At 55.9% G+C, this 26,642-nt stretch carries 28 protein-coding genes; 18 read left to right on the plus strand and 10 right to left on the minus strand.

What is annotated here, in order from left to right:
- Both VGP75_RS15485 and VGP75_RS15490 read right to left on the minus strand, forming a co-directional pair.
- Positions 1-221: argininosuccinate synthase domain-containing protein (locus tag VGP75_RS15485; RefSeq protein WP_327544519.1), on the minus strand; the 221-nt coding region annotated here is incomplete at its 3' end.
- Between the two features lie 140 nt (positions 222-361).
- On the minus strand, positions 362-799 hold the full coding sequence (locus tag VGP75_RS15490) for an NUDIX hydrolase (RefSeq protein ID WP_327544520.1): 438 nt from the start codon (positions 797-799) through the stop codon (positions 362-364).
- 76 nt (positions 800-875) lie between these two features.
- Here VGP75_RS15490 and hslO point away from each other — a divergent pair, with 76 nt between their 5' ends.
- The 8 genes from hslO (at position 876) to VGP75_RS15530 (ending at position 9,658) form a co-directional block, all read left to right on the plus strand.
- Complete coding sequence (gene hslO / locus VGP75_RS15495) at positions 876-1,868, plus strand: Hsp33 family molecular chaperone HslO (protein ID WP_327544521.1); 993 nt, start codon at positions 876-878, stop codon at positions 1,866-1,868.
- On the plus strand, positions 1,861-2,445 hold the full coding sequence (locus VGP75_RS15500; RefSeq protein WP_327544522.1) for a CoA pyrophosphatase: 585 nt from the start codon (positions 1,861-1,863) through the stop codon (positions 2,443-2,445). The genes hslO and VGP75_RS15500 overlap by 8 nt, the downstream gene beginning before the upstream one ends.
- Complete coding sequence (locus VGP75_RS15505; RefSeq protein WP_327544523.1) at positions 2,442-3,578, plus strand: CCA tRNA nucleotidyltransferase; 1,137 nt, start codon at positions 2,442-2,444, stop codon at positions 3,576-3,578. Before VGP75_RS15500 ends, VGP75_RS15505 begins: the two co-directional genes overlap by 4 nt.
- Positions 3,571-4,152, plus strand: coding sequence for a LysE family translocator (locus tag VGP75_RS15510; RefSeq protein WP_327544524.1), 582 nt, complete (start codon positions 3,571-3,573; stop codon positions 4,150-4,152). Before VGP75_RS15505 ends, VGP75_RS15510 begins: the two co-directional genes overlap by 8 nt.
- 46 nt (positions 4,153-4,198) lie before the next feature.
- Positions 4,199-6,046: an ABC transporter ATP-binding protein gene (locus VGP75_RS15515; protein ID WP_327544525.1), complete on the plus strand. Its 1,848-nt coding sequence runs from the start codon at positions 4,199-4,201 to the stop codon at positions 6,044-6,046.
- Positions 6,043-7,875 (plus strand): ABC transporter ATP-binding protein, encoded by a 1,833-nt coding sequence (locus VGP75_RS15520; RefSeq protein WP_327544526.1) that lies wholly within the window; start codon positions 6,043-6,045, stop codon positions 7,873-7,875. The genes VGP75_RS15515 and VGP75_RS15520 overlap by 4 nt, the downstream gene beginning before the upstream one ends.
- Complete coding sequence (locus VGP75_RS15525; RefSeq protein ID WP_327544527.1) at positions 7,876-9,078, plus strand: class I SAM-dependent RNA methyltransferase; 1,203 nt, start codon at positions 7,876-7,878, stop codon at positions 9,076-9,078. It begins immediately after the preceding gene.
- Positions 9,079-9,184: 106 nt separating this feature from the next.
- The gene (locus VGP75_RS15530) at positions 9,185-9,658 is read left to right on the plus strand and encodes a L,D-transpeptidase family protein (protein ID WP_327544528.1); all 474 of its coding nucleotides are present in this window, start codon (positions 9,185-9,187) and stop codon (positions 9,656-9,658) included.
- On the opposite strand, the gene dalA is transcribed toward VGP75_RS15530, so the two are convergent.
- Entirely contained in the window at positions 9,655-10,206 is a 552-nt protein-coding gene (gene dalA, locus VGP75_RS15535; protein ID WP_327544529.1) for a divisome-associated lipoprotein DalA, read from the minus strand. The genes VGP75_RS15530 and dalA overlap by 4 nt on opposite strands.
- Before the next feature lie 167 nt (positions 10,207-10,373).
- On the opposite strand from dalA, the gene VGP75_RS15540 reads away from it, so the two are divergent.
- Positions 10,374-10,955, plus strand: coding sequence for a L,D-transpeptidase (locus VGP75_RS15540; protein WP_327544530.1), 582 nt, complete (start codon positions 10,374-10,376; stop codon positions 10,953-10,955).
- An 89-nt stretch (positions 10,956-11,044) separates the two neighbouring features.
- Here VGP75_RS15540 and VGP75_RS15545 read toward each other — a convergent pair whose 3' ends face one another.
- From VGP75_RS15545 to VGP75_RS15560, 4 genes are all read right to left on the minus strand, one after another.
- Positions 11,045-12,331 (minus strand): serine/threonine protein kinase, encoded by a 1,287-nt coding sequence (locus VGP75_RS15545; protein WP_327544531.1) that lies wholly within the window; start codon positions 12,329-12,331, stop codon positions 11,045-11,047.
- Between the two features lie 226 nt (positions 12,332-12,557).
- A complete protein-coding gene (locus tag VGP75_RS15550) occupies positions 12,558-12,809 on the minus strand; it encodes a DUF6522 family protein (protein WP_327544532.1) in 252 nt (83 codons plus the stop codon).
- A gap of 9 nt (positions 12,810-12,818) precedes the next feature.
- On the minus strand, positions 12,819-13,904 hold the full coding sequence (gene hemH / locus VGP75_RS15555; protein WP_327544533.1) for a ferrochelatase: 1,086 nt from the start codon (positions 13,902-13,904) through the stop codon (positions 12,819-12,821).
- Positions 13,905-13,956: 52 nt separating this feature from the next.
- The gene (locus VGP75_RS15560; RefSeq protein WP_327544534.1) at positions 13,957-14,790 is read right to left on the minus strand and encodes a methyltransferase domain-containing protein; all 834 of its coding nucleotides are present in this window, start codon (positions 14,788-14,790) and stop codon (positions 13,957-13,959) included.
- A gap of 13 nt (positions 14,791-14,803) precedes the next feature.
- Here VGP75_RS15560 and VGP75_RS15565 point away from each other — a divergent pair, with 13 nt between their 5' ends.
- From VGP75_RS15565 to VGP75_RS15580, 4 genes are read left to right on the plus strand one after another with little or no spacing between them, the layout of a single operon-like run.
- Positions 14,804-15,526, plus strand: a complete 723-nt coding sequence (locus VGP75_RS15565; protein WP_327544535.1) for a ComF family protein — start codon at positions 14,804-14,806, stop codon at positions 15,524-15,526.
- A gap of 32 nt (positions 15,527-15,558) precedes the next feature.
- Entirely contained in the window at positions 15,559-15,816 is a 258-nt protein-coding gene (gene grxC / locus VGP75_RS15570; protein ID WP_076660395.1) for a glutaredoxin 3, read from the plus strand.
- Positions 15,813-16,643 (plus strand): carbon-nitrogen hydrolase family protein, encoded by an 831-nt coding sequence (locus tag VGP75_RS15575; protein ID WP_327544536.1) that lies wholly within the window; start codon positions 15,813-15,815, stop codon positions 16,641-16,643. The genes grxC and VGP75_RS15575 overlap by 4 nt, the downstream gene beginning before the upstream one ends.
- Entirely contained in the window at positions 16,643-17,086 is a 444-nt protein-coding gene (locus tag VGP75_RS15580; protein WP_327544537.1) for a MarR family winged helix-turn-helix transcriptional regulator, read from the plus strand. Before VGP75_RS15575 ends, VGP75_RS15580 begins: the two co-directional genes overlap by 1 nt.
- 15 nt (positions 17,087-17,101) lie before the next feature.
- On the opposite strand, the gene VGP75_RS15585 is transcribed toward VGP75_RS15580, so the two are convergent.
- The 3 genes from VGP75_RS15585 to ubiG all read right to left on the minus strand — a co-directional run bounded on the left by VGP75_RS15585 (position 17,102) and on the right by ubiG (position 19,964).
- On the minus strand, positions 17,102-18,061 hold the full coding sequence (locus VGP75_RS15585) for a GDP-mannose 4,6-dehydratase (protein ID WP_327544538.1): 960 nt from the start codon (positions 18,059-18,061) through the stop codon (positions 17,102-17,104).
- The gene (locus VGP75_RS15590) at positions 18,058-19,038 is read right to left on the minus strand and encodes a glycosyl transferase family 90 (protein WP_327544539.1); all 981 of its coding nucleotides are present in this window, start codon (positions 19,036-19,038) and stop codon (positions 18,058-18,060) included. Before VGP75_RS15590 ends, VGP75_RS15585 begins: the two co-directional genes overlap by 4 nt.
- A 173-nt stretch (positions 19,039-19,211) precedes the next feature.
- Positions 19,212-19,964: a bifunctional 2-polyprenyl-6-hydroxyphenol methylase/3-demethylubiquinol 3-O-methyltransferase UbiG gene (gene ubiG / locus VGP75_RS15595; protein WP_327544540.1), complete on the minus strand. Its 753-nt coding sequence runs from the start codon at positions 19,962-19,964 to the stop codon at positions 19,212-19,214.
- Positions 19,965-20,011: 47 nt separating this feature from the next.
- Between ubiG and pip the strand changes: the two genes are divergently transcribed.
- The 5 genes from pip to VGP75_RS15620 all read left to right on the plus strand — a co-directional run bounded on the left by pip (position 20,012) and on the right by VGP75_RS15620 (position 26,518).
- Positions 20,012-21,007, plus strand: a complete 996-nt coding sequence (gene pip, locus VGP75_RS15600; RefSeq protein ID WP_327544541.1) for a prolyl aminopeptidase — start codon at positions 20,012-20,014, stop codon at positions 21,005-21,007.
- A 60-nt stretch (positions 21,008-21,067) separates the two neighbouring features.
- Positions 21,068-22,060, plus strand: coding sequence for an ABC transporter permease (locus tag VGP75_RS15605; protein ID WP_327544542.1), 993 nt, complete (start codon positions 21,068-21,070; stop codon positions 22,058-22,060).
- Entirely contained in the window at positions 22,057-23,256 is a 1,200-nt protein-coding gene (locus VGP75_RS15610) for an ABC transporter permease (protein ID WP_327544543.1), read from the plus strand. Before VGP75_RS15605 ends, VGP75_RS15610 begins: the two co-directional genes overlap by 4 nt.
- Positions 23,253-24,902, plus strand: a complete 1,650-nt coding sequence (locus tag VGP75_RS15615) for an ABC transporter ATP-binding protein (RefSeq protein ID WP_327544544.1) — start codon at positions 23,253-23,255, stop codon at positions 24,900-24,902. The genes VGP75_RS15610 and VGP75_RS15615 overlap by 4 nt, the downstream gene beginning before the upstream one ends.
- A gap of 74 nt (positions 24,903-24,976) precedes the next feature.
- Entirely contained in the window at positions 24,977-26,518 is a 1,542-nt protein-coding gene (locus tag VGP75_RS15620) for an ABC transporter substrate-binding protein (protein ID WP_327544545.1), read from the plus strand.
- Positions 26,519-26,642: the final 124 nt, after the last annotated feature.

Here is a 26,642-nt window from a genome sequence, read left to right on the forward strand (position 1 = left end):
ACGAAATCGCGCACGAATTCTTCGCGCAGGTCCTCGATATAGATCGCAGATGCGCCCATCATCTCGGCCTTGGCGCGCGCCGGCTCCAGTTCCTCGCCCTGACCAAGGTCGGCAGTAAAGGTTACAACCTCGCAGCCATACTCGGTCTGCAGCCATTTCAGGATGATCGAGGTATCAAGGCCACCAGAATAGGCCAGAACAACTTTTTTCGGAGCGGTCATCAGCAAGCGCCTTTACGTCAATACAAGTTGTCTCGCGCGATAAAGGTTTTTCCCGACAGGGGCAAGAACAGCAACCAGTCCCGTTATTATTGGCCCAAAAATATCCTGGGGGAGGCGCGCAGCGCCGGGGGCAAAGCCCCTTAAGACGCAAACCGTGCGACAAAATCCGCATCGCCGTCGTTGTAAAGCTCTGCCAAAGCCTCCTCGACGGACATCCACAGCGCCATATGCCCCGGCTCGCTTGGCGGGCCGTGGGGCCGCACGGGCTGTGCCAAATAGATATGACACAGCTTTTCGGCCCAAAGGTCGTATTCCGGCATGAAGGTGAACCGCCGGAACGCGCCTAGCTTGCGTGGTGCTGCAATGCGCCACCCTGTTTCCTCAAACACCTCGCGGTGCAGCGCATTCAACGGATGTTCCCCAGGGTCAATACCGCCACCGGGCAGTTGCACCTCGTAATGCGGATCACCCTGATAGGTGCAGAGCAGCTTGCCTGCACGCGGTAAAATCGCGTAAACACCGGGTCGCAATTTGTAGCGCTGCCCGTTTTGTGGCACCTCGCCATACCGTCTGATCATAGCTTCACCCTTGGACGCCGCCTTGCCCCACCTATATAGGCGCGGTATGCCATCCAGAAACCTGTTAGGAAAGACCATGAGCCTCGGCACCAAAATCGCCTGGGACGACACCGTCCTGCCATTCCAACTTGACGCCTCCGACATCCGTGGACGGGTGGCGCGGCTTGATGGTGTCTTGGAACAGGTTCTCAAGCAACACAACTACCCCGCCATGATTGAAGGTCTGGTGGCCGAGATGGCTTTGCTGACTGCCTTGATCGGTCAAACCATGAAACTGCGGTGGAAGCTGTCGTTGCAGGTGCGCGGCGATGGCCCCGCCCGTTTGATCGCGACCGATTACTACGGCCCGACCGAAGACGGTGCACCTGCGCGTATCCGTGCCTATGCCTCCTATGATGCGGAAAGACTGGATCAGTCGGCTGATCCGTTTAGCCAGATTGGCAAAGGGTATTTTGCAATCCTGATTGATCAGGGTCAGGATATGGCCCCCTATCAGGGGATCACACCGATTGCTGGCGGCTCACTTTCCGCCTGTGCAGAAACCTATTTTGCGCAATCCGAACAGCTGCCGACGCGTTTTCAACTGACCCATGGCCTGTCGCAACTGCCCGGTGAAGCGAGCCATTGGCGCGCCGGTGGCGTGATGTTGCAGCATATGCCCAAGGCTTCGCCCCATGTAACGGGCGAAGGTGGATCAGGCGAAGACGGTCTGCTGGACGCAAGCGATATCCTCGATGCCGAAGAGGGCGAAAACTGGACACGCGCCAATGTGCTCTTGGATACGGTGGACGAGATTGAGCTGATCGGCCCAAGCGTTGCGCCCACGGACCTGCTTGTGCGTTTGTTCCACGAGGAACAGCCGCGCGTCTATGATGCCCAGCCCGTCAAATTCGGCTGTAGCTGTTCCGAGGATGCCGTCCGTCAAAGCCTGTCGATCTATTCGGCCAAGGATATCCGCACGATGACAACCGAAGAAGGCACCGTAACAGCGGACTGCCAGTTCTGTGGCGCGCACTATATTTTCAAACCTGAAACGCTCGGGTTTGAAGCCACGGATACCGGTGCCTGATCTGCGTAAAAGACTGGAAGGCGCGCTTGCACAAGCGGGCAGCGCGTCTTCTGATTTTGACTTGAACGCCGATGTGAAGAAACCCGATGCGGTGCTCACGCCTGCTGCCGTGCTGATCGGGATTCGCGCGGAAACCGAGACTGTTATTCTGACAAAACGCTCGGCGCGGCTCAAACACCATCCCGGTCAGATTGCCTTTCCCGGAGGTAAACAAGACCCCATTGATGCCACGCTTGTTGATGCCGCCCTGCGCGAAGCCCGTGAAGAAATTGGCCTGCCGCCTGTGATCGTTGATGTTTTGGGCGCACTGCCCCCGCATCAGACCGTCACAGGGTATCAGGTGACACCAATTGTCGGCCTCATTGACGGGCACTATGATCCTGTTCCGGAACAGGGTGAAGTGAGCGAGATCTTTGAGGTCCCTTTGGCACATCTTCTCGAGCCAAAAAACTACCTGATCGAGGGCCGGCGCTGGCAAGGTCGCCGCAGGCTCTACTACACGGTGCCTTTCGGCCCCTACTATATCTGGGGTGCCACCGCGCGTATCCTGCGTGCCTTTGCCGAGCGGATGACATGACCCGCATTTCCGCATCATGGTTGCACGATGAGGGCGCGCAAAAGGTGTGCAAATTGCTGACTGACGCAGGCCATCAGGCGTGGTTTGTGGGGGGATGTGTCCGCAATGAATTGCTGGGCGCGCCCGTTGCGGACCTTGATCTTTCGACTGATGCCCTTCCGCAGACAGTGATGGCATTGGCCAAGAAAGCACGGATCAAGGCCATTCCCACAGGGATCGACCATGGGACAGTCACTTTGGTTGTGAACGACACCCCGTTCGAGATCACGACGTTTCGCCGTGATGTCGCAACCGACGGCCGCCGCGCTGCTGTCGCCTTTTCAGATAACATCAAGGATGATGCGCGCCGTCGCGATTTCACCATGAATGCGCTCTATGCCGCCCCTGATGGCCAGATCACCGACCCTCTGGGTGGTTTGCCCGATCTTATCGCGCGCCGTGTGCGGTTTATCGAGGACGCGGATCAGCGGATCAAAGAAGATTACCTGCGCATCCTGCGGTTTTTCAGGTTTTACGCGTGGTATGGGGATGTCCGTGAAGGCCCCGACCGCGATGGGATGGCCGCCTGTGCGGATAATATCGAAGGCCTGCAATCGCTTTCGGTGGAGCGCATCACCGCTGAAATGCTCAAGCTTCTTGGTGCACCTGATCCCGCACCAGCTCTGGCTGCGATGGCCTCAACCGGGGCTTTGGCGCAGGTTTTGCCGGGGGCAGAAAGTGGGGCACTGGCTGTTCTTGTGCATCTGGAACAATCGCTTGGTGTCGCACCCGATCCGTTGCGCCGTTTGGCGGTTATCGGTGGGGACCCCGCACAGGTATTGCGCCTGTCCAACGCCCAATCCCGCGCGCTTGGTCATATCACCGCCGGTCTGTCGCCGGTTGAAACCGCTTATCGTCACGGTGAGGTCGCGGGCAGGGACGCCTTGCTGGTGCAATCCGCGTCATCGGGACAGCCAATAGCCGATACTGCTCTTGTGGAGATCACCCATGCGGCAAACCAAGTATTCCCCCTCAAAGCTGCCGATTTGATGCCTGCGCTTTCCGGTCCCGCGCTGGGCAAAGCCCTGCAAGACGCCGAGGCGCGGTGGATCGCCTCGGGCTTTACCCTCACGAAAGCAGACTTGCTTGGCTGAGTTTCTGCCACTTATCGGTTTTGTCTTTTTCGGCCTTTTCTCGCCCGGGCCGAATGTGATCTTGATCACCACGTCGGCTGCGCGGTTCGGGTTTCAGCGCACTATGCCGCATATCATTGGTGTGGTCATTGGCGTTGGCATCATTGCCGCTGTCACAGGCATCGGCATCGGGGCACTGATCACTGCACAGCCAGCGCTGGGCGGGGTGTTGAAGATCATCGCGGGCCTTTGGATTCTCTGGATGGCCTATAACCTCTGGCGCGCTGATCCTTTGAAGCGGCGCGAGACTGACAAGCCTTTCACATTCCTTCAGGCGATCCTGTTTCAATGGGTGAACCCCAAGGTCTGGGCCGTTGCGCTCAGCGCCACCGCCTATGTCGCTACGCTGGCACCCATGCAGCAGGCGCTGACCTTGGCGACAACGTTCTCCTCACTCAACCTTGGCGTCTGCATCTTCTGGGCGGTCGCAGGCAGTTTGCTGGCTTACCTGCTGAAAAACCCTGCTGCCTGGCGCATCTTCATGCGCGTCATGGCGCTGGCTTTGGCGGGTTTCTCGGTCCTGCTTTTTCTCTGAGATAAGCTTTGCTATAGCGGGGGTCTAACCCAGAAAGGCAGGCCCCGTGTTTCGTTGGTTCGAAGGTCTTGTCGATCCCTATGTGCCCTACAAGGAGAACGACACGCCGCCTAAGCGGCTTTACCCGTTTCTGCGCGCCTACGCAGAGCCGTTCAAAAAGGTTTTCTGGGTCACAGGTATTTCCGCCATCATCATCGCGACGATAGAAATCTGGCTGCTGAGCTATCTTGGCCGCCTTGTTGATATCCTTGGTAGCGGCACACCTGCACAGGTCTGGGCCGAGAGTGGCGGTGAGTTTCTACTGGTCGCGTTCCTGATCCTGACCATCCGTCCAGCTTTTCACATGCTGCAAATCCTGCTGCTGAACAACACGATCCTGCCGAATTTTGGCACGCTTGTCCGCTGGCGGGCGCACCGCCATGTGTTGCGGCAATCCGTAGGTTGGTTCGAGGATGATTTCGCAGGCCGGATTGCGAACCGCATCATGCAAACACCCCCCGCTGCGGGGTCTGTTGTGTTTCAGCTGTTCGATGCGTTGGCATTCGCCGTGGCCTATATCATCGGGGCTGCCGTTTTGCTGGGGCAAGCTGACCTGTGGTTGTTGGTCCCGCTTATGTTCTGGCTTATCCCCTACCTTGTGCTGCTCCGCTGGGTCATCCGCCGCATCACACCCGCCTCTGAGGCGGCGTCGAATGCGCGCAGTGCAGTGACGGGGCGTGTCGTGGACAGCTATACCAATATTCACGCTGTCAAAATGTTCGCGCATCACGACCGCGAGATTAACTATGCCAAAGAAGCGATCGAGGAAGCGCGCCGGACCTTCCAGATCGAAATGCGGCTTTATACGCTGATGGACGCGGGTTTGATGCTGCTGAATGGCGTATTGGTTGTGGGTGTCGTTGGCTGGTCCATCTGGCTTTGGATGCAGGGGATGGCCTCGGTTGGTGTGGTGGCTGTCGCGACGTCGCTTGCGTTGCGTCTGAATGCCATGTCGGGCTGGATCATGTGGGCGATGACGGATTTTTTCCGCGAATTGGGTGTTGTGAAGGAAGGGATGCTGACAATCGCCCAGCCTGTAATGTTGGTGGATCAACCGGATGCCAAGGCACTGGATATTGACGCCGGCGCAGTCGAAGTCCGCAATCTATCCCATCACTACGGGCGGAAAACGGGCGGTCTGGATCATGTGAACCTGTCTATTGCTGCGGGTGAAAAGGTCGGTCTTGTCGGGCAATCCGGTGCGGGCAAGTCGACCTTGGTGAAGCTTTTGCTACGGTTCTACGATGTGGAACAGGGCCAGATCTTGATTGACGGGCAGGACATCAAGTCCGCCACGCAGGACAGCCTGCGCAGTGCCATTGGCATGGTGCAACAGGATAGCGCGCTTTTGCATCGCTCGGTGCGGGAAAATATCCTTTATGGCAATCCTGCCGCCAGCGAAGAGGCCATGATCGCAGCCGCCCAAAAGGCCGAAGCGCATGAGTTTATCCTTGGGCTTCAGGACAACGAAGGCAACACAGGATACGATGCCCGTGTCGGTGAACGCGGTGTGAAACTTTCGGGTGGTCAGCGACAAAGGATTAGCCTTGCACGGGTGATCTTGAAAGATGCGCCGATACTGCTCTTGGACGAAGCGACGAGCGCACTAGATAGTGAGGTTGAAGCCGCAATTCAGCAGACACTTTATGGTATGATGGAGGGCAAGACCGTCATCGCTATCGCACACCGTTTGTCGACGATTGCCCAGATGGACCGGATCATCGTGATGGATCAGGGCCGCATCATCGAAGACGGTACGCATGACGCACTGCTTGCGGCAAATGGACAATACGCACGGTTCTGGGCGCGCCAATCAGGGGGCTTTCTGGGACAGGGCGGACAGGAAATAAAATGACCCCAGAACGCTGGATCGACCCCTTTGAACCCGCCGAGGGTCCGCCGCCGCAGACGCTGATGGCGTTCCTAAGGTGGTGCCTGAAAGGCAGCACAAAAATCACGCTTTGGGCCGGATTAGTGTCTGCTTTGGCAGGTACGCTTGAGGTTGCGACAGCACTGATGCTGGGCTGGGTCATTGATGCCGCGCTCAATTCCTCGGGTGAGGGCTACTTCACGGAAAACGTGATCCTGTTGATGGGCGTGACTGCATTCTTCGTCATTCTGCGCCCCGTTATTCTTGGCATCTCTGGTGTGATGCAGGCGGTTGTTGTTGGTCCGTCTTTGGGCAATCTGATCCTGTCGCGTTTGCACCGCCATTCGATCGGCCAGTCGGTTACATTCTTTGACGATGATTTCGCCGGACGTATTGCCCAAAAACAGATGCAGGCGGCACGTGCGACAACCGACCTGATCGTTGATATGATCCACACGGTGGCCTTTGCTCTGGCGTCTTTGGTGGCTTCGATCATCCTGTTGTTCACAATAGATGCGCGGTCTGCGTTGCTTTTGGCGGTTTGGGCGGCGTCCTATATCTGGCTGATACGCTTTTTCATGCCGCGCATTCGCGCAAGGTCCAAAGCGCGCGCCGCAACGCGGGCGATGGTCACAGGGCAGGTCGTGGATACGATCACCAATATCAAAACCGTCAAACTGTTTGCCCATGACGCCCACGAAGACCGCGCAGCAATTGACGCGATGGAAAATTACTGGGGTACTGCTGTGCGCTATGGCTGGATGTCTGCATCCTTCCGTTTCTGGCTGATGGCGCTGGGCGGGCTTTTGCCCGTTATTCTGGTTGGCATGACACTCTATTTCTGGAGCGTGGGCACCGCATCTGCCGGTGATATCGCCGCTGCTGGTGCGATATCGCTGCGGCTTGCGCAGATGACAGGTTGGGTCAGTTTCACCTTGATGGGCATGTACGCCAATGTGGGCGAGGTTGAAGATGCGATGATCACGCTCAGCCCAGCACATACGCTGACTGATGCTGAAAACGCGATTGAACTGACCGCGCATCAGGGCGCGATTACGCTGGAGGATGTGTCATTCACCTATGGCGGCGGCCCGGGTGGCTTGGACGGTGTGTCGCTGAATGTGGCGCCTGGTGAAAAGCTGGGGCTGGTCGGGGCGTCGGGTGCGGGCAAATCAACGTTGGTCGCACTTTTGCTGCGGCTTTATGATGCCGAGGCGGGCAGGATTGCGATTGATGGCACCGATGTGCGGGACGTGACTCAAGAAAGCCTGCGCCGCCAGATCGCGATGGTCACGCAGGAAACCGCGATGTTTAACCGCTCGGCCCGCGATAACATCAAATACGGCAAACCCGATGCGACACAGGACGAAATCGAAGCTGCGGCAAAGAAGGCTGAGGCGCATGATTTCATCCTGACGCTGAAAGATCATAAAGGGCGCACCGGCTATGATGCGCATTTGGGCGAACGCGGCGTCAAGCTCTCGGGCGGGCAACGCCAGCGGATTGCCATTGCGCGCGCAATCCTGAAAGACGCACCAATTCTGGTGCTGGACGAGGCGACGAGCGCGCTTGATTCCGAGGTCGAAGCATCGATTCAGTTCGCGTTAGACACTATTATGGACGATAAAACCGTTATTGCTATCGCACACCGCCTGTCCACTTTGGCGCGGATGGACCGTATCGTCGTGCTTGACGCAGGTCGCATTGTCGAAGAAGGAACGCATGACGTGCTACTGGCCCAAGGCGGTCTTTACGCGCGCTATTGGAACCGCCAATCCGGTGGGTTCATCAATGTGAAAGATGCGGCGGAATAAATGCTGACGATCGAAAGTCTGACCCACCTCGGGATGGGGCGCGCCTCTGACGGGCAATCCTTGTTGCCGCGTGTCCTGCCGGGCGAAGAGGTGGACGTTGCGCAGGACGGTACCCTGCGGATTGTGACGCCTTCCGTGGATCGGGTCGCCGCCCCTTGCCGCCATTTCAAGACCTGCGGTGGTTGCGCGATGCAACATGCCTCCGATGCCTTTGTGGCCGCGTGGAAGCAGGATATCGTTGTCAAAGCCGTCCATGCCCGCGGACTGGACCCGGCGTTCCGCGAAATTGCGACGTCACCCGCACAGTCGCGCAGGCGGGCGAAATTCTCGGGGCGGCGCACGAAAAAGGGCGCGATGGTCGGGTTTCACACCCGCGCGTCGGATAACCTTGTGCAAGTGACGGACTGCCAGTTGGTCACGCCATCATTGCTGGCCAGTTTCCCCGCGCTCGAGGCTTTGACCGTTCTGGCCTGTTCGCGCAAAGGCGAAATTGACCTGACTGTGACGGATGCGGTTCTTGGCCCCGATATATTGATCGGGACAGAAAAAGAGCTGACGCCGCAGTTGCGTGTCGAATTGGCGGCACTGGCAAACCAGTTTGGCCTGTCACGGCTGGTTTGGAACGACGAACCTGTCGTTACGATCAATCCGCCGATGCAGGATTTTGGTGGGACCGGTGTTGTGCCGCCGCCCGGTGCGTTCTTGCAGGCAACGAAACATGGCGAGGCCACCTTGCTTGCCGCAGTTGACGAAATCACCGCCGATGCGGCCCGCATCATCGACCTTTTTGCAGGCTGCGGCACTTTCACTCTTCCGCTTTCAAAACGCGCAGAGGTGCATGCAGTTGAGAGCGAAGCTGCGATGCTGGCAGCACTTGATCGGGGCTGGCGGGCGGGACATCAGTTGCGTCGTGTCACCACAGAGACCCGCGATTTGTTTCGCCGCCCGCTTGAGCCGGATGAGCTGCTTCATTTTGATGCCGCTGTGATTGATCCACCACGCGCAGGGGCCGAGGCGCAGATCGCCACGCTGGCAGAATCGGACATCAAGACCATCGCAATGGTGTCCTGTAACCCCGTGACATTCGCCCGCGATGCAAAAATGCTGGTCGATGCAGGGTTTGCTATGCGTTGGGTGCAGGTCGTGGATCAGTTCCGCTGGTCGCCCCATGTGGAGGTTGTTGCATCATTCACGCGGAAATGAATGGAATCGCACAACATTATCTTTTCTGAAACATCCATATCATATAATCTGATCGAAACGGCGTAGACCGTAGTGATTGGGCAGAGATATGATTTCAAGACGTTCCATGATTGCGGGTTCGGCCGCATTTGGGCTTGCTGGATGTGCAAGTCAGGCATCGGTTTACACCGGACCAGAAGTAACCCGTATTCAGGTGCTGAAAGAACGGCGCGAAATGCAGTTGCTCAACAACCGTACACTGCTGAAGTCCTACAAAATCGATCTGGGTTTTGATCCGATCGGCCACAAGACCCAAGAAGGTGACGGTCGCACGCCCGAAGGCGGCTACCGGATTGATCGGCGCAACCCCAACAGCCGATTCCACCTTTCTTTGGGGATCTCTTATCCTGATGCGAACGACCTTGCCTATGCGAAGGCGAAAGGTGTGGATCCCGGGGGCGATATCTTTATCCACGGCACGCCCCAAAAATGGATCGGCACACCGGATTGGACGTGGGGTTGCATTGCGGTCACCAACGAAGAGATGGAAGAAGTCTACGCGATGGTCGACACTGGCACGCTGATCTACATCTACGCCTAGAAACTGAAGCCGACGATTGGCTGCCTAAGGCTTGGGTCGCTTCCCATGTTCAAGGTCCACCAGAGCTTTGCTGATTCCTCTTGGTACCAGGAAAAACCCATAAAGCGCGCTTCGGGATCAAGGATCACGGCACGTGTATCGGGTTGCGCCATCCACGCACCCAGCGTTTGCAATTCGGATTCAAAAGACTCCGAGATATTCTCGCCCAAGAGCCGCCCCGGGAAACCAACGCGGCGCGCCCGTTCCAGTGGGCTCGAGCCATCAGATCCAAAAAGCCAGGGCCGGTTTTGCACGGCCATATCGCGTGAATGTGTTGCGGCGGCGGCATTCAGCCGTGCATCAAGAACGACAGGTGGGACACTTGCGGTTTGCCGCAGCGCGTTCACGCTGTCCAGCATCCGGAATTGCACGGCGGCTTCGTCGCCAGGACGGATAACATATGCCGTCGGTAGCGGGAGACCATCCGGCCCAAGCGGTCTGTTGCTCGGAGCACTACAGGCCGCAAGTCCGACTGCTGCCAGTCCCATCAAGATTTCGCGTCGCAACATTACACCACTCGCTTAATTTGCCTTTTTTCAACCTTTAGCTTGATTGGCGTGACACTTCAAACCCACATCGGCTTGGATTGGCGGGAATGACATTTGTTTGAATTGCGGTGTCAGGCCAGACATATTAATAAATCCAAATAATAAACGATCCTTTGAGGAGGGCCAAAATGACAAATTCATTCTCGCGCCGTGGTTTCTTGGCGGCTTCGGCAGCTATGGTTGGAACAGGGGCCGTTGCGCAGACGGCCAACAGTACCGAAATCGAGGCTGATATCTCGCAGGGTGTTCAACGGAATATTGCAAGTTTCCGGTCTTTGGATTGGCAGCCTTACTTCAGTAACCTGAACAATGGCGCGATTCTTGTCGACCTGCAGTCGCGTGCTTTGCATTTCTGGTCTGAAGATGAGTCGGTTTACAAACTTTATCCAACAAGTGTTCCGCTGTCAGAGGAACTGACACGCACCGGCCGGACCGAGATTACACGCAAGGTTGAAGGACCAAGCTGGGCGCCGACTCCGTCTATGAAGCTTCGTAATCCAGAGTGGCCGGATTTCATTGGACCGGGTCCAGATAACCCGCTTGGCACGCATGCCTTGCACCTGTCTTGGCAGTACTACCGTATTCACGGCACCCACGACACACGCAAGATTGGCCGCCGGTCCTCTAACGGGTGCGTTGGTCTTTATAACGAGCAGATTGCAGAGCTCTATGCGCTGACCCGTGTTGGGACGCAGGTTTTGTTGATTTGACGCCTATAGCGTTTGACTAAATGAAAAAGGGCGCATTATCTGATGCGCCCTTTTTCAATCCATAGGTCCTATGCGTTTGGAGGATACGATTATCTCAAAAAACCCAAACGCCACCATTTCTTCTTGCGTTCTTCGGCAGCCAATCGCGCAGCTTTGCGTGCTTCAAGCTCGGCGACCGTCTTTTCAACCGCACGCTGCTCTTCGACTGTGTCGACCAGACTGCTAATCCCCGCCTGAGGCGCTTTTCCAGTCTCGTGGTTGAATTCCTGAACCCAGCCCGGTGCCTTTACCGGTTTGGGCTCTGCTGATTTAAGCTCAAGCGGTTTTGATTTCGGTGTGCGCGGTTCAGAGTTCAGAACGTACTCGTTCGTCTCGGACACCAACCGTGTCAGAGTCTTGTTAAGATCAAAGCGGGAATTTACCTTTAGCGGTTTTACCCGCTCGCCTTCTTTGTTGATGATGTTCAGCCATTCCCGTGCTGACTGGATCCGCGCCTTGGGCAAGATCTGCATGGCTTTGTCGATCGCTTCGAGAAACGTGCGATCATATTCAGGGAAGCGCCCAGCAAGTGGTTCACAGGGATCAGGGCTTCTGCCTGCGAATTCGGCCATGCGGGTTTGGCTATTTGGCGGGGCAACACCGCTGATCAGGTGATAAAACGTAGCGCCCAGCGCATAAAGGTCACTGCTGGGGCCTTGTTTGCCGCCAGCAAAGTAGAATTCTTGTGGAGAATAGCCGTCTTTGACGATCAGTACCGATGAAACAGCACGTGTTTCACGGCTGGCTTCTTCGCGTGCCGCCCCGAAATCAATCAGGAACGGGCTTCCCCATTTGTCCAACAGGATGTTGTCTGGCGAAATATCGCGGTGCAGCAGGTCATTCTGGTGAACAAGATCGACCGCATCCAGCACCTTGATCAGGATTTCCCTAACCTGTGCCGGCGGCAAAGGCGTGTTCTTGTCATTCACAATGCTCAGCAAATCGCGGCCGTGAATCAGATCAAGCACCATATAGGCTGTCTGGTTGTCCTCAAAAATGCGGTGGACGCCAACGATATTGGGGTGACGCATCTTTGCGATGCTCCGCGCCTCACGCATGAACATCTTTACAATTGTGCGGTATTTTTCTTTGTGCTGATCAGAGCGCACAAGCACGTTTTTGCCATGGCGCATACAGAATACTTCAGGATAGCATTCTTTAATAACAACGCGACGATCAAGGTAATTGTCCCTGGCCAGATAGGTTATGCCAAAGCCGCCGTTGCTTAGTGCTCGTTCCACCGTAAACTGGTCACCCAACAAGGTTGTTCCATCAGGAAGGGCTTCACTTCGTTCCTGATGCTCGTCACCTTGCATTGGCTGGGTTACTGCAGTCATAATTCTCACTCGTCGTGCCATACAGGCGGCACGCTCCAAACAAACACTTTTACAGTGGTTTTATGACATCGAATTATGTTTCCTTTGGGGCGGTGACCGGTAAAAATATGGCACAATTTGCACAAAAGGCAGTCTTTTCAATCAATCAGCCGCTAGTTCTTGATGCAGCGCGCATCTAATTGTCAGAGAATGTGAGAATTAGACAATCTGCTGCCGACTGCTGCAATCAGGTTGCGGCCTTGATTCTCGTCGTCTTCAGGACGGTTCCGTCAGAGTCACAAATCAGCCGAACACGTTGATCAGCATACCAAAATGTCAGGCGTACGCGCCCCGCATCTTCGTCAATGCCCTGCTCGGAACGGCTTGTGATTTCGCCCGACCGCATTTTGGCCGGAACTTCGGAGGGGTCGAGGCCGAGAAGTGGCCCAAGGTCATGGGCATCAACGGTCGCACCGGTATTGGACAGGTCTACTTTCATCAGCGGCGGTTAGCCTAGCCAACCCTTCAAGTTTTTGTCGATCACGCCTGAAAGCGCCTCAATATGCGCAGGATCATCGTTGAGGCACGGAATATAGGTGAAATGTTCGCCACCGGCCTCTTCAAAGCTTTCCTTGATCTCTTCGTTGATCTCTTCCAGCGTCTCGATGCAGTCAGCCGAAAAAGCTGGGGCACAAACGGCGATGTTTTTCACCCCGTCCTCTTCGGCAAGGCGCGCAACCTCTTCAACTGTATAGGGTTTTAACCATTCCTCTGGTCCGAAACGCGACTGGAACGTTGTGACGATCTGCGTGTCTTCCCAGCCCAGGCGTTCCTTCAGCAGGCGCGTCGTTTTCTGGCACTGGCAGTGATAGGGGTCTCCCTCGCGCAGATAGCGTTCAGGGACACCATGGTACGAACACACCAGTTTTTCGGGCTTTGTTTCTGCTTCCGCATAGGCGCGCTCGATGGATTGCGCCAACGCCTCGATGTAAGCGGGTTCGTTGAAATAGGGCTCAACAACCCTTGCCACCGGCTGCCATTTTTCTTCCATCAAGGCACGGAAGAATTGGTCGTTTGCCGTCGCTGACGTCGCACCAGCGTAGTGTGGATAGAGCGGGAAGAACAGGATTTTGGTACATCCTGCTTCGACCATCTCGCGCACCTTCGATTTGGTCGATGGGTTGCCATAGCGCATGCAGAAATCCACGCGCACATCGTCACCATAGCGCTCAACCATCTGCGCTTTGATCGCAGCGGTCTGTTTTTTGGTAATGGTAAGCAGCGGGCTTTCGTTGTCTTCCTCGTTCCAGATCGACTTGTAGGCCGCACCGGACGAAAACGGGCGCTTGGTCAGGATGACCAACTGCAAGAGCGGTTGCCAGATCCAGGCGGAATAATCCACGACACGTTTGTCGGATAGAAATTCATTCAGGTACCGCCGCATCGACCAATAATCCGTTGCATCGGGTGTCCCGAGGTTTGCCAGCAAAATGCCAACACGGGCCGGTTTCACCGCCGGATGATCGGGTTGCGCATGTACGGGGCATACGGCAGGGCGCTCTTCGGCCTGGTTCTGTGCATCAAACATTTTCATGGGCCCTTAGGTAACGTCATTTTGCTGGTAGTTAAATGGGATACGCGTCGCGTCAATCATTGGACCTGTTTAAAGGCGTTTCTTTTGTATTTAGGGCATCTGCAAGGCGCGTTTTCGCGCTACCGGGGCGCAATGGCTGCGGTTGGCTCTCGGCAGGTGCCCATCCAGTGAGCGTGATGAACTCAAAAGTGGCATCGACGCGATTCTCGGCGTTACGGAAATTGTCAGCGTAAATGCAGGCTGCCTCGGTCAGGACATTGCGCCGCGTCGGGTGCTTGATCCTGCCCGTCAGCGCGTTGTTTTCGCCCATCTTACGTAAATCATGCATCAGGTGGAAGGCATTGACATAGCTTGCGGTCAGCGGTGAGCCATCTGCGACCGGCAAGGCAAAGCCGGCCCGTTGCAACAGCCCGCCCAGATCACGAATTTCGCCCATGGGTGCGATCCGTGGCGACAGACCACCGGTCACAGCCACCTCGGCCTCGGCCAATGACTTGCGCAACTCATGCAGGGTTTGACCGCCAAGGAAGGTGCAAAGCAACAATCCATCAGGTTTCAGCGCATGGCGCGCCTGCACCAGCTGGCCGACAGGGTCATTCGCCCAATGCAGGCACATGGTGTGCAGGATCAGGTCATGCGCCTGTGGTTTCAGATCAAGCGTGTCGTCATCCGGTACAATCGTCGCATCAGGGTAACGCGCAGCCCAAAAATCGGGGAAACCGGTGACAATCGCGACCGATGTAAAGGTTCTGTTAACCTCGATCAGTCTCTCTTGAAGTTCATCGGCAGCATGTTCTTGCAGGAACAACGCATTGGGCAAAGCGCGGGCGCGGTTGCGCATCAAGGCGGCACGGTCGGTGATCAGGGGCATATCCATGTCGGTCATTTAGGGTGCATTCATGCGGTTGCAAAGCGTCATTCGGGCAATTTATCCCGCGCAATGTGTCGCGTGCGACGCGCCGACCGAGGATGATTTTGGTCTTTGCGCCGCATGTTGGCGCGAAACACAGTTCATTGGCGGGGTGGTTTGCGACAGTTGCGGTGTGCCGCTGCCAGGAGAGGATCACGGCGAAACGGTGCAGTGTGATGATTGCATGACCATTGCCCGCCCGTGGGATCGTGGCCGCACAGTATTGGCCTATAGTGGTGTCGGACGGCGCCTTGTCTTGTCACTCAAGCATGGTGACCGTACCGAACTTGCACGACCTGCTGCGCGGTGGATGGCGCAAAAGATATCGGATTGGGCTGAAATAGACACTGTTTTTGTGCCTGTCCCGCTACATTGGCTCCGGCTTCTTCGCAGGCGCTACAACCAATCTGCCCTGCTTGCGCAAGAGATCGCCAAAGTGATGGATGTGCCGGTTTGTGTTGATGCGCTCTTGCGGCACAAACGCACTGCAACCTTGCAAGGCCATAGCCGTGACGCGCGTTTTTCCGAACTTGCAGGGGCTATTTCGCCGAACCCGAAACGCATTGCGCAAATTATGGATAAACACGTGATTTTGGTAGATGATGTCATGACTTCGGGGGCCACGCTTGCTGCCTGTGCCGAGGCTGTGATGACCGCCGGTGCCAGAAATGTGTCGATTGTTACTCTGGCAAGAGTGGTCAAAGACGCTTAGATCAGTGCCAACGCGATGCAAGGATCATTCTTATGGCAACTGTCGAGATTTACACCAAACCAACCTGCGGGTTTTGTCATATGGCCAAACGCCTGCTATCTTCCAAAGGGATCAGCTTTGCCGAGGTGAATATCTCTGCACAGCCCGAGCGCCGTGCAGAAATGATCCAGCGCGCGAATGGCGGCAGCACAGTGCCGCAGATATTCATCGACGGCACCCATGTGGGCGGTTGCGATGATCTTTTCGCACTTGAGCGCGGCGGCAAACTGGACGCGCTGCTGGCCGCATGAAGGCGGCCCTCCTACAACTTAATGTCAGCGATGATCCCGCCGCCAATCTGGCGCAGACCGCTGACATGGTCGCACAAGCAACTGGGCAGGGCGCAGGTTTTGTCCTGACGCCGGAAGTGACCAACTGTATCTCACAAGATCGGGCGCATCAGACGCGGGTTCTTCAGCACGAGGCCGACGATATCACTCTTGCCGGACTCCGCGAGGCGGCGATCCGACATGGTGTCTGGCTCTCGGTTGGCTCATTGGCGCTGAAAACCGATGACCATGACGGGCGTTTTGCCAATCGGTCGTTCCTGATTGATCCTGCGGGGCAAATCGTCGCGCGTTATGACAAGATCCACATGTTCGATGTGACTGTGTCAGAGACGGAAACCTACCGCGAATCCGCCGGGTATCGGCCGGGCACACAGGCAGTTGTCGCGGATACGCCTTTTGCAAAGATCGGGTTGAGCATCTGCTACGATATCCGTTTCGCCTATCTTTACCGTGCGCTTGCCCAAGCAGGTGCGCAGGTTTTGCTGGTGCCGTCCGCATTTTCCCCCGTAACAGGGGCCGCACATTGGGAACCCTTGCTGCGGGCCCGCGCCATTGAAACGGGGTGCTATGTCTTGGCCGCCGCCCAGACCGGCGAGCATGCGGCCCAAGCAGGCAGGCCGCGCCAAACACATGGGCACACGATGGCAATTTCGCCTTGGGGCGAGGTCCTGGCGGATTTAGGGACCGAACCAGGGTTTGCCTTGGTTGATCTTGACCCTGCGGAAGTGGCACAAAGCCGCAAACGGATTGCGGCACTCAGCCATGATCGTCCCTTTGAAGGTCCCTGATGTCAGATACCGCACATAACCTTGCCGTTTCCCTGTTCAGCGAAATTCTCGCTGTGGATCAATTGGCACGGGCAAACGTGGCGCGGGTTTTGCCAAAAGGGATGGAGCTTTCACATTTTTCGGTTCTGAACCATCTGGCGAATGCGGGTGCCGAACGGACGCCTGCGCAACTTGCCAAGACGTTCCACCTGACCCGCGGTGCGATGACAAACACCCTTCACAAACTCGAATGGGCGGGGTGGGTGCATGTCCGCCCCGATTGGGATGATGCACGGCGCAAGATGGTCGCGATCAGCCCCTCGGGTCAGGCTGCCCGCGACGCGGCTTTGGCCGCTATCGCACCTGTGATTGCCGATGTCGTGACGAAAGTAGGTGAGGACAAAGCCAAAGCCGTTTTGCCCGTCCTGCGGGAAATGCGATTGAAGCTGGGGCAGATCGACTAGCGCCGCGTTATGCGTCTAGAGGGTGTCCGCCAAGACCGGTTCGTCACGGTCAAGAAGTGTCATAAGACCTTCCCGTAACGCGACTTTGGGCGTCCACCCCAGCAAGTCTTGGGCTTTTTTGATGTCAGGCCGGCGGCGCTGAGGATCGTCAACTGGCCGGTTCTCAAAGACAATGTCGTTTCCGTTGCCAAACAGGGCGACAATCTCTTGTGCGATCTCAAGGATCGTATTCTCTACGGAGTTCCCGATATTGAAAATCTCGCCCCGCGCAGCAGGTACTTCACCGAGACGCAGTAACCCGGCAACGGTATCACTGACATGACAAAAGCTGCGGGTCTGTGTGCCGTCGCCGTGGATTGTCAGCGCTTTTCCGGTTTTCGCCTGCGCCACGAAGTTAGGGATCGCGCGTCCGTCTGATGCGGTCATGCCGGGCCCGTAGGTATTAAAGATGCGGGCGATACGGACATCGGCATCCAAAGTGCGGACTGCGTCCATCAACACGGTCTCTGCAGCACGTTTGCTTTCATCATAGCAGGCGCGAGGTCCAACCGGATTTACATGCCCCCAGTCTGTTTCCTTTTGCGGATGTGAAAGCGGGTCACCGTAGACCTCACTGGTGGAGGCCTGCACAAATGTTGCAGCATAGGTCTGGGCGGCTTCAAGAAGTTGCAGTGTTCCCAGAATGTTGGTTTTCCATGTCCGGATCGGGTCGCTTTGATAGTGCACGGGTGATGCGGGACTGGCCAGATTGTAGATGATGTCGACCTGCGGAAGTGTCGTGGGCTGCGAAATATCGCAGTTCTGAACGATCAGATTGGTTTGATCCAACGCTTTCAGTGGTTCCTCTTGTCCAGTTGAAAAGTCATCCAAGACATAGACCTTGCTGCCACTATGCAGGACGGCTTCCACCAGATGGCGCCCGATGAAACCGGCGCCACCTGCAACAAGCACGGATTTATTGCCCCAGAAAGTCACGCGCGGCGCTCGCGTTCTTCGATGGCACGCGTGGCATAATGGGTTTCGCTTTCAAAGGTCAGACCTTTGGCCAGGATCTGGCCCTGTCTGGCGATTTCGCCTGCCTTGGCTGGATATGTTTTGACCCATTCGATCCTTTCACTCAGGTCAGAAAGGTCGGCGCTGATTGGCACGAAGTGCTCCCACGGGATCAGCCGGTCATAGTACCATTGTTTATAGCCGAAGGGGCTTGCGACCTTGAGCACACAGCAACCCAGCTTCAACCGCTGCAAAAGGTTGCACCACGCGTTTGTAAAGCCGTCAATGTCAATCGCGTATTTCATGCCACCCCAGTCATGGGTTGGAATAAAATCACCAAGAAACCCTGCATCTTTGAGGACCGCATAGTCATGCGCTTCAGGCCTAACCACAAAACGAAAATCCACGTCCAGCGCCTTACACTTATGGGCCATATGCAAGCGTTGCATCATACCGGGCAAAATAACCGTTTCAGGGTCCACACTCCAATGGCCTGTGCCATTGACTGCCCCTCGCCAGACGATTTCATCGGATCTGTCACTCCATGACAATCTATTGTTTGCGGCAAATACGTCGGTTTCAGCATAGCCGCGCTGCGCGAAGAAATGTGCATCAGGCAGCAGGACATGCTGATCGGACATGCTTGAAAATCTGTAGTCCGCGATGCTAGCAAGATTGCCGTCAGCCGCATTTACGGTGATCTGCCGCACATCATCAGACGTCTGTTGGAACCAAAAGACATAAGGCGCGATCTTGTTGCGCGTCTCAAAGACATACTTCCATTCGCAATCGGTGCGGACAAGCGCAACAATGCTGCCTTGTTCCTTGCGCAGTATCACATCTGTTGCAGGTTGTTGTTCCTGCGAATGGACAATCTTGTAGGCAATCGGTTCGACACCTGCCTGTCGAATAACCTTGTTGCTCATATGTGTAAGCGCGCGCGCACGCTGGTCACTCACACTGGGTTTACCAAAAAACAGGTTTCTAAATAGTTTTGTGTAAAAGCGCACGACGCGGCGGTAGATCTTTATCGGGCCTATCAAATCTCTTTACTCATGCGTTTGCGCCGCAGCAGTTGACCGGCCTCAACAGACGGTCAACTCTACGCAGAGCTTAGGGTCCTTTCCGCTTGCTATGCAACAGGCTTTGTTGCTGCCGTCACATAGTTGACTGACAAGTCGCGGTCCGAGATGGACCACGTGAATTTGGCAAAATTGAACACAAAACCTTTGCGGTCGACCGGTGTCATACCGGCCTTTTCCAGAAATCCGAACAGCTCATCCGGCGTGATGAATTTGTTCCATTCATGCGTGCCCTTCGGTAGCCAGCGCATCACGTATTCGGCCCCGACAATCGCCATCATAAAGGATTTCGGGTTGCGGTTGATGGTCGAGCAAATGTGAATACCACCCGGTTTCATCAATTGCTGGCACGCATCCAGATAGCCTTGTGGATCCGCCACGTGTTCGACCACTTCCATATTCAGAACGGCATCGAATTGTTCGCCTGCTGCGGCCATGGCCTCGGCTGTGGTGTAGCGATAGTCGATCTCAAGACCGGATTGTTCGGCATGGATTTGGGCCACGGGAATATTGCGTTCTGCAGCATCAGCACCAACGACAGTCGCGCCCAACCGCGCCATCGGTTCGCATAAAAGCCCGCCACCGCAGCCGATATCGAGAATCCGAAGGCCTTTGAACGGTTCAGGCTGGCCTAGGTCGCGTCCGAATTCGGCGGCAATTTGACGCGTGATATAGTCAAGCCGGACAGGGTTCATCATGTGGAGAGGCTTGAATTTGCCGTTCAGATCCCACCATTCTGCGGCCATCGCCTCAAACTTGGCAATTTCACCGGGGTCTACTGTGTTCGTTGCCGACATTTTCATCGCTCCGCATTGTGGTCACTCAGTTCAAGTCGCGATATAGGGTGATTATGGACAAAGTCGTAGGACAAAAGCGCCCAGGGGCACATCTTTACCAGCCGATTGATCCTTTCGATCAGCGGATGCTGGATGTTGGCGATGGCCACTGCATCTATATGGAACAATGCGGCAATCCTGATGGTGTTCCTGTCGTCGTGCTGCATGGTGGGCCCGGCGGGGGATGCAGCCCTGCGATGCGCCGCTATTTTGATCCCAATGTTTTCCGCATCATCCTGTTCGATCAGCGCGGCTGTGGCCGCTCAAAGCCTCATGCCAGCGTCGAAGCCAATACAACATGGCATCTGGTCGCCGATATCGAGTTGATCCGTGAAACATTGGGCATTGATCGCTGGATTGTCTTTGGCGGTTCTTGGGGTGCGACGCTGGCATTGATCTATGCGCAAGCCCACCCCGACCGCGCCGCCGCCCTGACCTTGCGCGGTGTGTTCCTGATGACAAAGCCCGAGCTGGATTGGTTCTATGGTGGTGGTGCCGGCAAATTCTGGCCTGATCTGTGGGACCGTTTTGCATCTCTGATCCCCGCAGACGAGCATGATGATTTTATCGCAGCTTATCACCGCCGGTTGTTTTCAGGTGATCATCATCTCGAGGTCCGTTTCGCGCGTGCCTGGGCATCATGGGAAAACGCCCTCGCCTCGATCGAAAGTGATGGTGTGACAGGGGAAAGCCCTGCGGATTATGCCCGTGCCTTTTCGCGCCTTGAAAACCACTATTTTTATCATGGTGGCTTTCTCAACGAGGATCAGCAGATTCTGCATCCTGACCAGATGGCCAAGATTGCCAATGTGCCGGGCGTCATTGTTCAGGGGCGCTATGACATGATTTGTCCGCCGGTTTCTGCGCATAAACTTTCGCAGATGTGGCCCAAGTCGCGCCTGACTTTTATCGGGCGTGCCGGACATGCCTTATCGGAACCCGGGATCAGCGCAGAGCTGGTGCGCACGATGGATATGATGGGTGCGCAGCGTCATGCGCTGGGGCTTTAGTCTTTACAGACGGGAATATGCCGTTAAGCTTTAGGTCCAGCTACCGGGGAAATAGTAAACTTGGGCAACGTCCTAACGATTATTCTGCAACGTCTTGCGCTCGGCCTTCTCACATTGCTCATTGTGTCGATCGTTATCTTCGTGGCGGTCAATTTGCTGCCAGGGGACTTTGCTGAATCCATCCTGGGCCAAGGTGCCACGCCACAGGCAGTTGCCGCGATCCGTACCGATCTCGGGCTCGATGAGCCGCTTGTTTCACGCTATTTTCAATGGCTGGGCGGCGTGATGCAGGGTGATTTGGGCACCAGCTTTGCACAGGCGAATTTTTCTAGCTTTACCGGGACAGACTCGGGCGCAACAACCGTTGCTGCACAGATTGCGCCGCGTTTCGGTAACACAATGTTCCTTGCAATGATCACGGCCGCCATAGCTGTGCCGCTCTCCATCATCCTTGGTATTCTGGCAGCGCTTTACCGCAATACCGTTTTTGACCGGGCGACCAACATCTTTACGCTGACCTCGATCTCAAGCCCTGAATTTTTTCTGGCTTACGTGCTGATCCTGTTTCTGGCTGTTCTGAACCCGATCTTTCCGTCATTATCGAATATCTTTGCGGGCATGCCATTTGGCGAACGGGTCGAGAGATCCATGTTGCCTGCGTTGACGCTGACGCTTGTTGTCACCGCCCATATGATGCGGATGACGCGGGCCGCGATCATCAATCTGCTGGCCTCGCCCTATATCGAAATGGCGCGGCTGAAGGGCCTTTCGCCAATGCGGGTGATCGTCAAGCACGCCCTGCCAAATGCGCTGGCTCCCATTATCAACGTCATCGCGCTGAACCTTGCGTATCTCATTACCGGCGTTGTCGTGGTTGAGGTGGTCTTTGTGTATCCCGGCATTGGTCAGCTTTTTGTGGATGCTGTGAAGAACCGTGACATTCCCGTCGTGCAGGCGTGCTGCCTGATCTTTGCAACGGCCTTTATTCTGTTGAACCTGACAGCCGATATTCTGTCGATCCTGTCCAATCCACGTCTGAGGCATCCGAAATGATCGTATGGACCGTGATAGCGCTGGTCGGTATGGGTGCCTTGGCTTGGGGTTTCCGCTTTGCCGGACAGGCGGCAACAGGGAATGCACCGAAGTTTCGGGATATGCCCTATGGCGTCGCATACGGCTATGTTCTGGGCGTGGCTGTTCTGGTCTGGCTGGTATGGGCCTATATGCAAGGGCGCAGTGCGGACCCTGCCATCGCCAATAAGTTCTTCTTCCTGCGCATCGCGATCGAGGGCTTTATCATCTTTGCGATCGCGGCGTGGCTGTTCCGCATTCTGGGGCGCACGGTTGGGACCGCAGCAACCAAAAAACTCTTCCGTTCAATGCCTCTGACCGCAGCTTTCGGTATTCTGATCATCCTGATCTACGCGATCCTTGCGATCTTTGCGGGGGCAATCGCACCTTACGGTCAGGAACAGATTATCCAAGGCGTTGCCGCGAATATTATCCCTGGTGGCGATCCCGCGCTGGGCGGCAACCCTGATTTTCCGCTGGGCACCGACCAGATTGGTCGCGATATCCTGAGCCGGTTGATCTTTGGCGCGCAGAACACCGTCGGCATCGCTTTTGCGACCACCGTTCTGGCGTTTCTCTTGGGGGGCACCCTTGGTTTTCTTGCCGCCACGCTGGGCGGATGGCTGGATCAGCTTCTGTCGCGCGCGGTTGATGTGTTGATGGCGATCCCGTCGCTGATTTTCGCGCTTTTGTTGATGACCATCGCGCAAGTGTGGGCACCACAGCTGGGCATTCCTCTGACCTTCTTTATGGTCATCATCATTGCGGTGATCGACAGCACGCGGGTCTACCGTCTGGCGCGGGCGGTCGGACAGAACATTGTTGTGATGGACTATATCGAAGCGGCCAAACTGCGCGGTGAGGGGTTGGGATATCTTGTTTTCAAGGAAATCCTGCCCAATGCAATGGCCCCGCTTCTTGCCGAATTCGGCCTGCGCTTTTGCTTTGTTTTCCTGACGATCGCGTCCTTGTCTTTCCTTGGGGTGGGTATCCAGCCGCCATTAGCTGACTGGGGGACAATGGTACGTGACCTTGCGGGCTTCGTGAACTTTGCGCAATTCGCGCCGATGGCGGCAACGGCCCCCTTGCTGGCGGCTGGTGCGATTGCGCTGCTGACGGTTGCCGTGAATTTCGTGGTGGACTGGATGCTGCAGAAATCATCGGGGCTAAAGGAATGAGCAAAGAACCACTCGTCAAAATGCGCGATGTCTGGCTTGAGGGCCGGAGCGACGAGACGTGGAGCCCCATCATCAATGGTGTTGACCTGACACTTGCGCGCGGCGAGGTTCTTGGGCTGATCGGTGAATCTGGTGCTGGCAAATCGACCCTTGGATTGGCCGCGATGGGCTATACCCGCGATGGTGTGCGCATCAGCAAAGGATCGGTTGAATTTGACGGGATCGACCTGTTGAAAGCATCGGCTTCGGTCAAGCGTGAATTGCTGGGCAAGCGTATTGCCTATGTCGCACAATCTGCTGCTGCGAGCTTTAATCCCGCCCATAAACTGATGGACCAGCACGTCGAAGGCCCCGTGCAGCACGGCAAGATGAGCCGCGCTGAGAGTGCAGCGGACGGCATTGATCTTTATCGCAAACTGCGCCTGCCGAACCCTGAACAGATCGGGTTCCGTTATCCACACCAGGTGTCTGGTGGTCAGTTGCAGCGCTGCATGACGGCGATGGCAATGTCCTGCCGCCCTGATCTGATCATTTTTGACGAACCGACAACGGCACTGGATGTGACCACGCAGATCGAAGTGCTGGCCTCGATCCGTGATATTGTGGAACAGTTCAATACTGCGGCGATCTATATCACCCATGACCTTGCTGTTGTGGCGCAAATGGCGGACCGGATCAAAGTGCTGCTAAAGGGTGATGAGGTTGAAACCGCCGACACCCGCACGATGCTGACTGCGCCGACGCAGGAATACACAAAATCACTCTGGGCGGTGCGCAGTTTTGAGCGGCCCCAGAAACCGGCGATACAAACAGGCTCTGTCCCTGTGGTGAGCGTCCAGAATGTTGATGCGTCTTATGGCACAGTGCCGGTTTTGCATGACGTCAGTTTTGATCTGCATGAAGGCCGCACCGTGGCGGTTGTTGGTGAAAGCGGGTCGGGGAAGTCGACGACGGCGCGCTGCATCACAGGTCTTTTGCCGCCCAAAGCAGGGCAGATCTTGCTGCACGGGGAAGTATTGCCTGCGGACTATCGCAAGCGGACCAAGGACCAGTTGCAGCAGGTTCAGATGATCTACCAAATGGCTGACACGGCACTGAACCCGCGCATGTCGATCGGTCAGATCATTGCGCGCCCTGTCGAGTTTTATCTTGGCTTGAAAGGCAAAGAGAAACGCAAAAAGGTAGATGGGCTTCTCGAACAGATCGAGTTGGAGCCTTCGCAGTATTATCATCGCCTTCCGTCTGAACTCTCTGGCGGGCAAAAACAGCGTATTGGCATTGCACGTGCTTTGGCAGCAGAGCCAAAGTTTATCATCTGCGACGAGGTGACCTCTGCCTTGGACCAACTGGTCGCCGAAGGCATTCTGCGACTATTGGCACGGTTGCAGGACGAGCTTTCGCTGACTTACATGTTTATTACACATGATCTGGCGACAGTGCGCGCAATTTCGGATGAAGTGGTCGTCATGAAGGACGGGCGTGTGGTAGAACAAGGGCCAAAGACGGAAATGTTCAAGCCGCCACATCACGCCTACACCGACCTGTTGCTGTCCTCGGTGCCTGAAATGGACCCGGATTGGCTCACTAATCTGCTTGCTGAACGCGGAGTTGATAACATTGGCGATGCAGCTGTTGATAAGATGTAATTCGAATCATTCACGAGGGTGATGGAATAAACCGGCGAAAAATGCCGAATAGTACAACTAGGGAGAATGCAAAGATGCAAGGAATTAGTAGACGTGGCCTGTTAAAGACGGGTGTAGCAGCGGGTGTTTTGGGCCTATCAGGTATGCCACTGCGCGCGCAAACACGCGGTGGTAAACTGACCGCCGGCCTCTCAGGTGCAAACACATCTGACAGCTGGGACGGACGCACACACTCTGACCTCTTTATGATCGCTTCGGCACAGGGTGCTGTTTTTGACAGCCTGACAGAAGTCGGCGCTGATGGTCTTCTTAAGGGCGAATTGGCTGAAAGCTGGGAAGCCTCTGCAGATGCGAAGGTCTGGACGTTTAACCTGCGTCGGGGTGTCACTTTCCACAACGGTAAATCCTTCGGTGCGGATGATGTGATTGAATCGCTGCAAATGCACGTTGCCGAAGGCGCGAAATCTGCAGCTGAGCCGATCGTTTCCGCCATCGTGGACATGAAGAAGACGGGCGATCATCAGGTGCAGCTGACACTTGCCGCCGGTAACGCCGACCTGCCCTATCTGCTGTCGGACTATCACATCCTGATGTATCCCGCAGGCCAGATCGAAGAGGCGATTGCGCAGGGTATCGGTACGGGCCTTTATCAGGTCCAATCCTTCGATCCGGGCGTGCGCATGGTGGCAACCCGCTATGCGGATCACTATAAAGGTGACAGCGCCGGTTTCTTTGACGAGATCGAATATATCGCGATCAATGACAACACAGCACGGACCAATGCGCTCCTCACTGGTCAGGTCGACGCGATCAACCGGATTGATTTCCAGACCGAGGCGCTGTTGCGGGCAAACCCTGCGTTGCGTATTCAGGAACTGACCGGTAACCAGCACTATATCTTCCCGATGCTGACAAAGGTTGCACCGTTTGATGACGTGAATGTCCGCCGCGCGCTGAAATACGGTATCAACCGTCAGGAAATGGTCGACAAGATCCTGCTGGGACACGGTCAGATCGGTAACGATTCGCCGATCGGCCCTGCAAACCAGTACTACAATGCGGATATGGAACAACTGGCCTATGATCCTGATCAGGCCAAGTTCTATCTGCGGCAGGCAGGTCTCGACAGCATCGACCTTGATCTGTCCGCATCAAACGCGGCGTTTGAAGGCGCTATTGACGCCGCACTTCTTTATAAAAATTCTGCATCCGAAGCCGGGATCAACATCAATGTGATCCAGGAACCGGCTGACGGCTATTGGTCCAATGTCTGGCTGAAAAAGCCATGGTGTGCCAGCTACTGGTCGGGCCGCGCGACCGAGGACTGGATGTTCTCGACCGCATATGAGGCCGGTGCGCCCTGGAACGACAGCCAGTGGGATGAACCCCGCTTCCAGGAACTGCTGTTGTCCGCCCGTGCCGAGCTCGATAGCGACAAGCGCCGCGAGCAGTATTACGAGATGCAGCAGATCCTGCGTGACGATGGCGGCGTGATCCTGCCAATGTTTGCGAACTATGTGCAGGCGCTGAACAATCGCATCGCGACACCGGAAACAGTGGGCAACCTCTGGCAGATGGACAACGCACGCATGGCCGAGCGGTGGTCAGTGGCGTAAGCCTTGTCATATTGAAGCTGAAACGCCCTGCCGAAAGGTGGGGCGCTTTTGTAAACCGTGGTAAGTTCCTGCCACAGAGAGTGAAATTCTCGCAATAACCTGCTGTATTAATTGAATATGAATA

Source organism: Yoonia sp. (assembly GCF_036007805.1).
Taxonomy (GTDB): Bacteria; Pseudomonadota; Alphaproteobacteria; order Rhodobacterales; family Rhodobacteraceae; genus Yoonia.

Coding starts and splice junctions, on each gene's coding strand:
- VGP75_RS15490 (WP_327544520.1), bottom strand. CDS start 799: ATGATCAGACGGTATGGCGAGGTGCCACAAAACGGGCAGCGCTACAAA.
- hslO (WP_327544521.1), top strand. CDS start 876: ATGAGCCTCGGCACCAAAATCGCCTGGGACGACACCGTCCTGCCATTC.
- VGP75_RS15505 (WP_327544523.1), top strand. CDS start 2,442: ATGACCCGCATTTCCGCATCATGGTTGCACGATGAGGGCGCGCAAAAG.
- VGP75_RS15520 (WP_327544526.1), top strand. CDS start 6,043: ATGACCCCAGAACGCTGGATCGACCCCTTTGAACCCGCCGAGGGTCCG.
- VGP75_RS15525 (WP_327544527.1), top strand. CDS start 7,876: ATGCTGACGATCGAAAGTCTGACCCACCTCGGGATGGGGCGCGCCTCT.
- VGP75_RS15530 (WP_327544528.1), top strand. CDS start 9,185: ATGATTGCGGGTTCGGCCGCATTTGGGCTTGCTGGATGTGCAAGTCAG.
- dalA (WP_327544529.1), bottom strand. CDS start 10,206: ATGTTGCGACGCGAAATCTTGATGGGACTGGCAGCAGTCGGACTTGCG.
- VGP75_RS15540 (WP_327544530.1), top strand. CDS start 10,374: ATGACAAATTCATTCTCGCGCCGTGGTTTCTTGGCGGCTTCGGCAGCT.
- VGP75_RS15545 (WP_327544531.1), bottom strand. CDS start 12,331: ATGACTGCAGTAACCCAGCCAATGCAAGGTGACGAGCATCAGGAACGA.
- VGP75_RS15550 (WP_327544532.1), bottom strand. CDS start 12,809: ATGAAAGTAGACCTGTCCAATACCGGTGCGACCGTTGATGCCCATGAC.
- hemH (WP_327544533.1), bottom strand. CDS start 13,904: ATGAAAATGTTTGATGCACAGAACCAGGCCGAAGAGCGCCCTGCCGTA.
- VGP75_RS15560 (WP_327544534.1), bottom strand. CDS start 14,790: ATGACCGACATGGATATGCCCCTGATCACCGACCGTGCCGCCTTGATG.
- VGP75_RS15565 (WP_327544535.1), top strand. CDS start 14,804: ATGCGGTTGCAAAGCGTCATTCGGGCAATTTATCCCGCGCAATGTGTC.
- grxC (WP_076660395.1), top strand. CDS start 15,559: ATGGCAACTGTCGAGATTTACACCAAACCAACCTGCGGGTTTTGTCAT.
- VGP75_RS15575 (WP_327544536.1), top strand. CDS start 15,813: ATGAAGGCGGCCCTCCTACAACTTAATGTCAGCGATGATCCCGCCGCC.
- VGP75_RS15580 (WP_327544537.1), top strand. CDS start 16,643: ATGTCAGATACCGCACATAACCTTGCCGTTTCCCTGTTCAGCGAAATT.
- ubiG (WP_327544540.1), bottom strand. CDS start 19,964: ATGAAAATGTCGGCAACGAACACAGTAGACCCCGGTGAAATTGCCAAG.
- pip (WP_327544541.1), top strand. CDS start 20,012: ATGGACAAAGTCGTAGGACAAAAGCGCCCAGGGGCACATCTTTACCAG.
- VGP75_RS15610 (WP_327544543.1), top strand. CDS start 22,057: ATGATCGTATGGACCGTGATAGCGCTGGTCGGTATGGGTGCCTTGGCT.
- VGP75_RS15615 (WP_327544544.1), top strand. CDS start 23,253: ATGAGCAAAGAACCACTCGTCAAAATGCGCGATGTCTGGCTTGAGGGC.
- VGP75_RS15620 (WP_327544545.1), top strand. CDS start 24,977: ATGCAAGGAATTAGTAGACGTGGCCTGTTAAAGACGGGTGTAGCAGCG.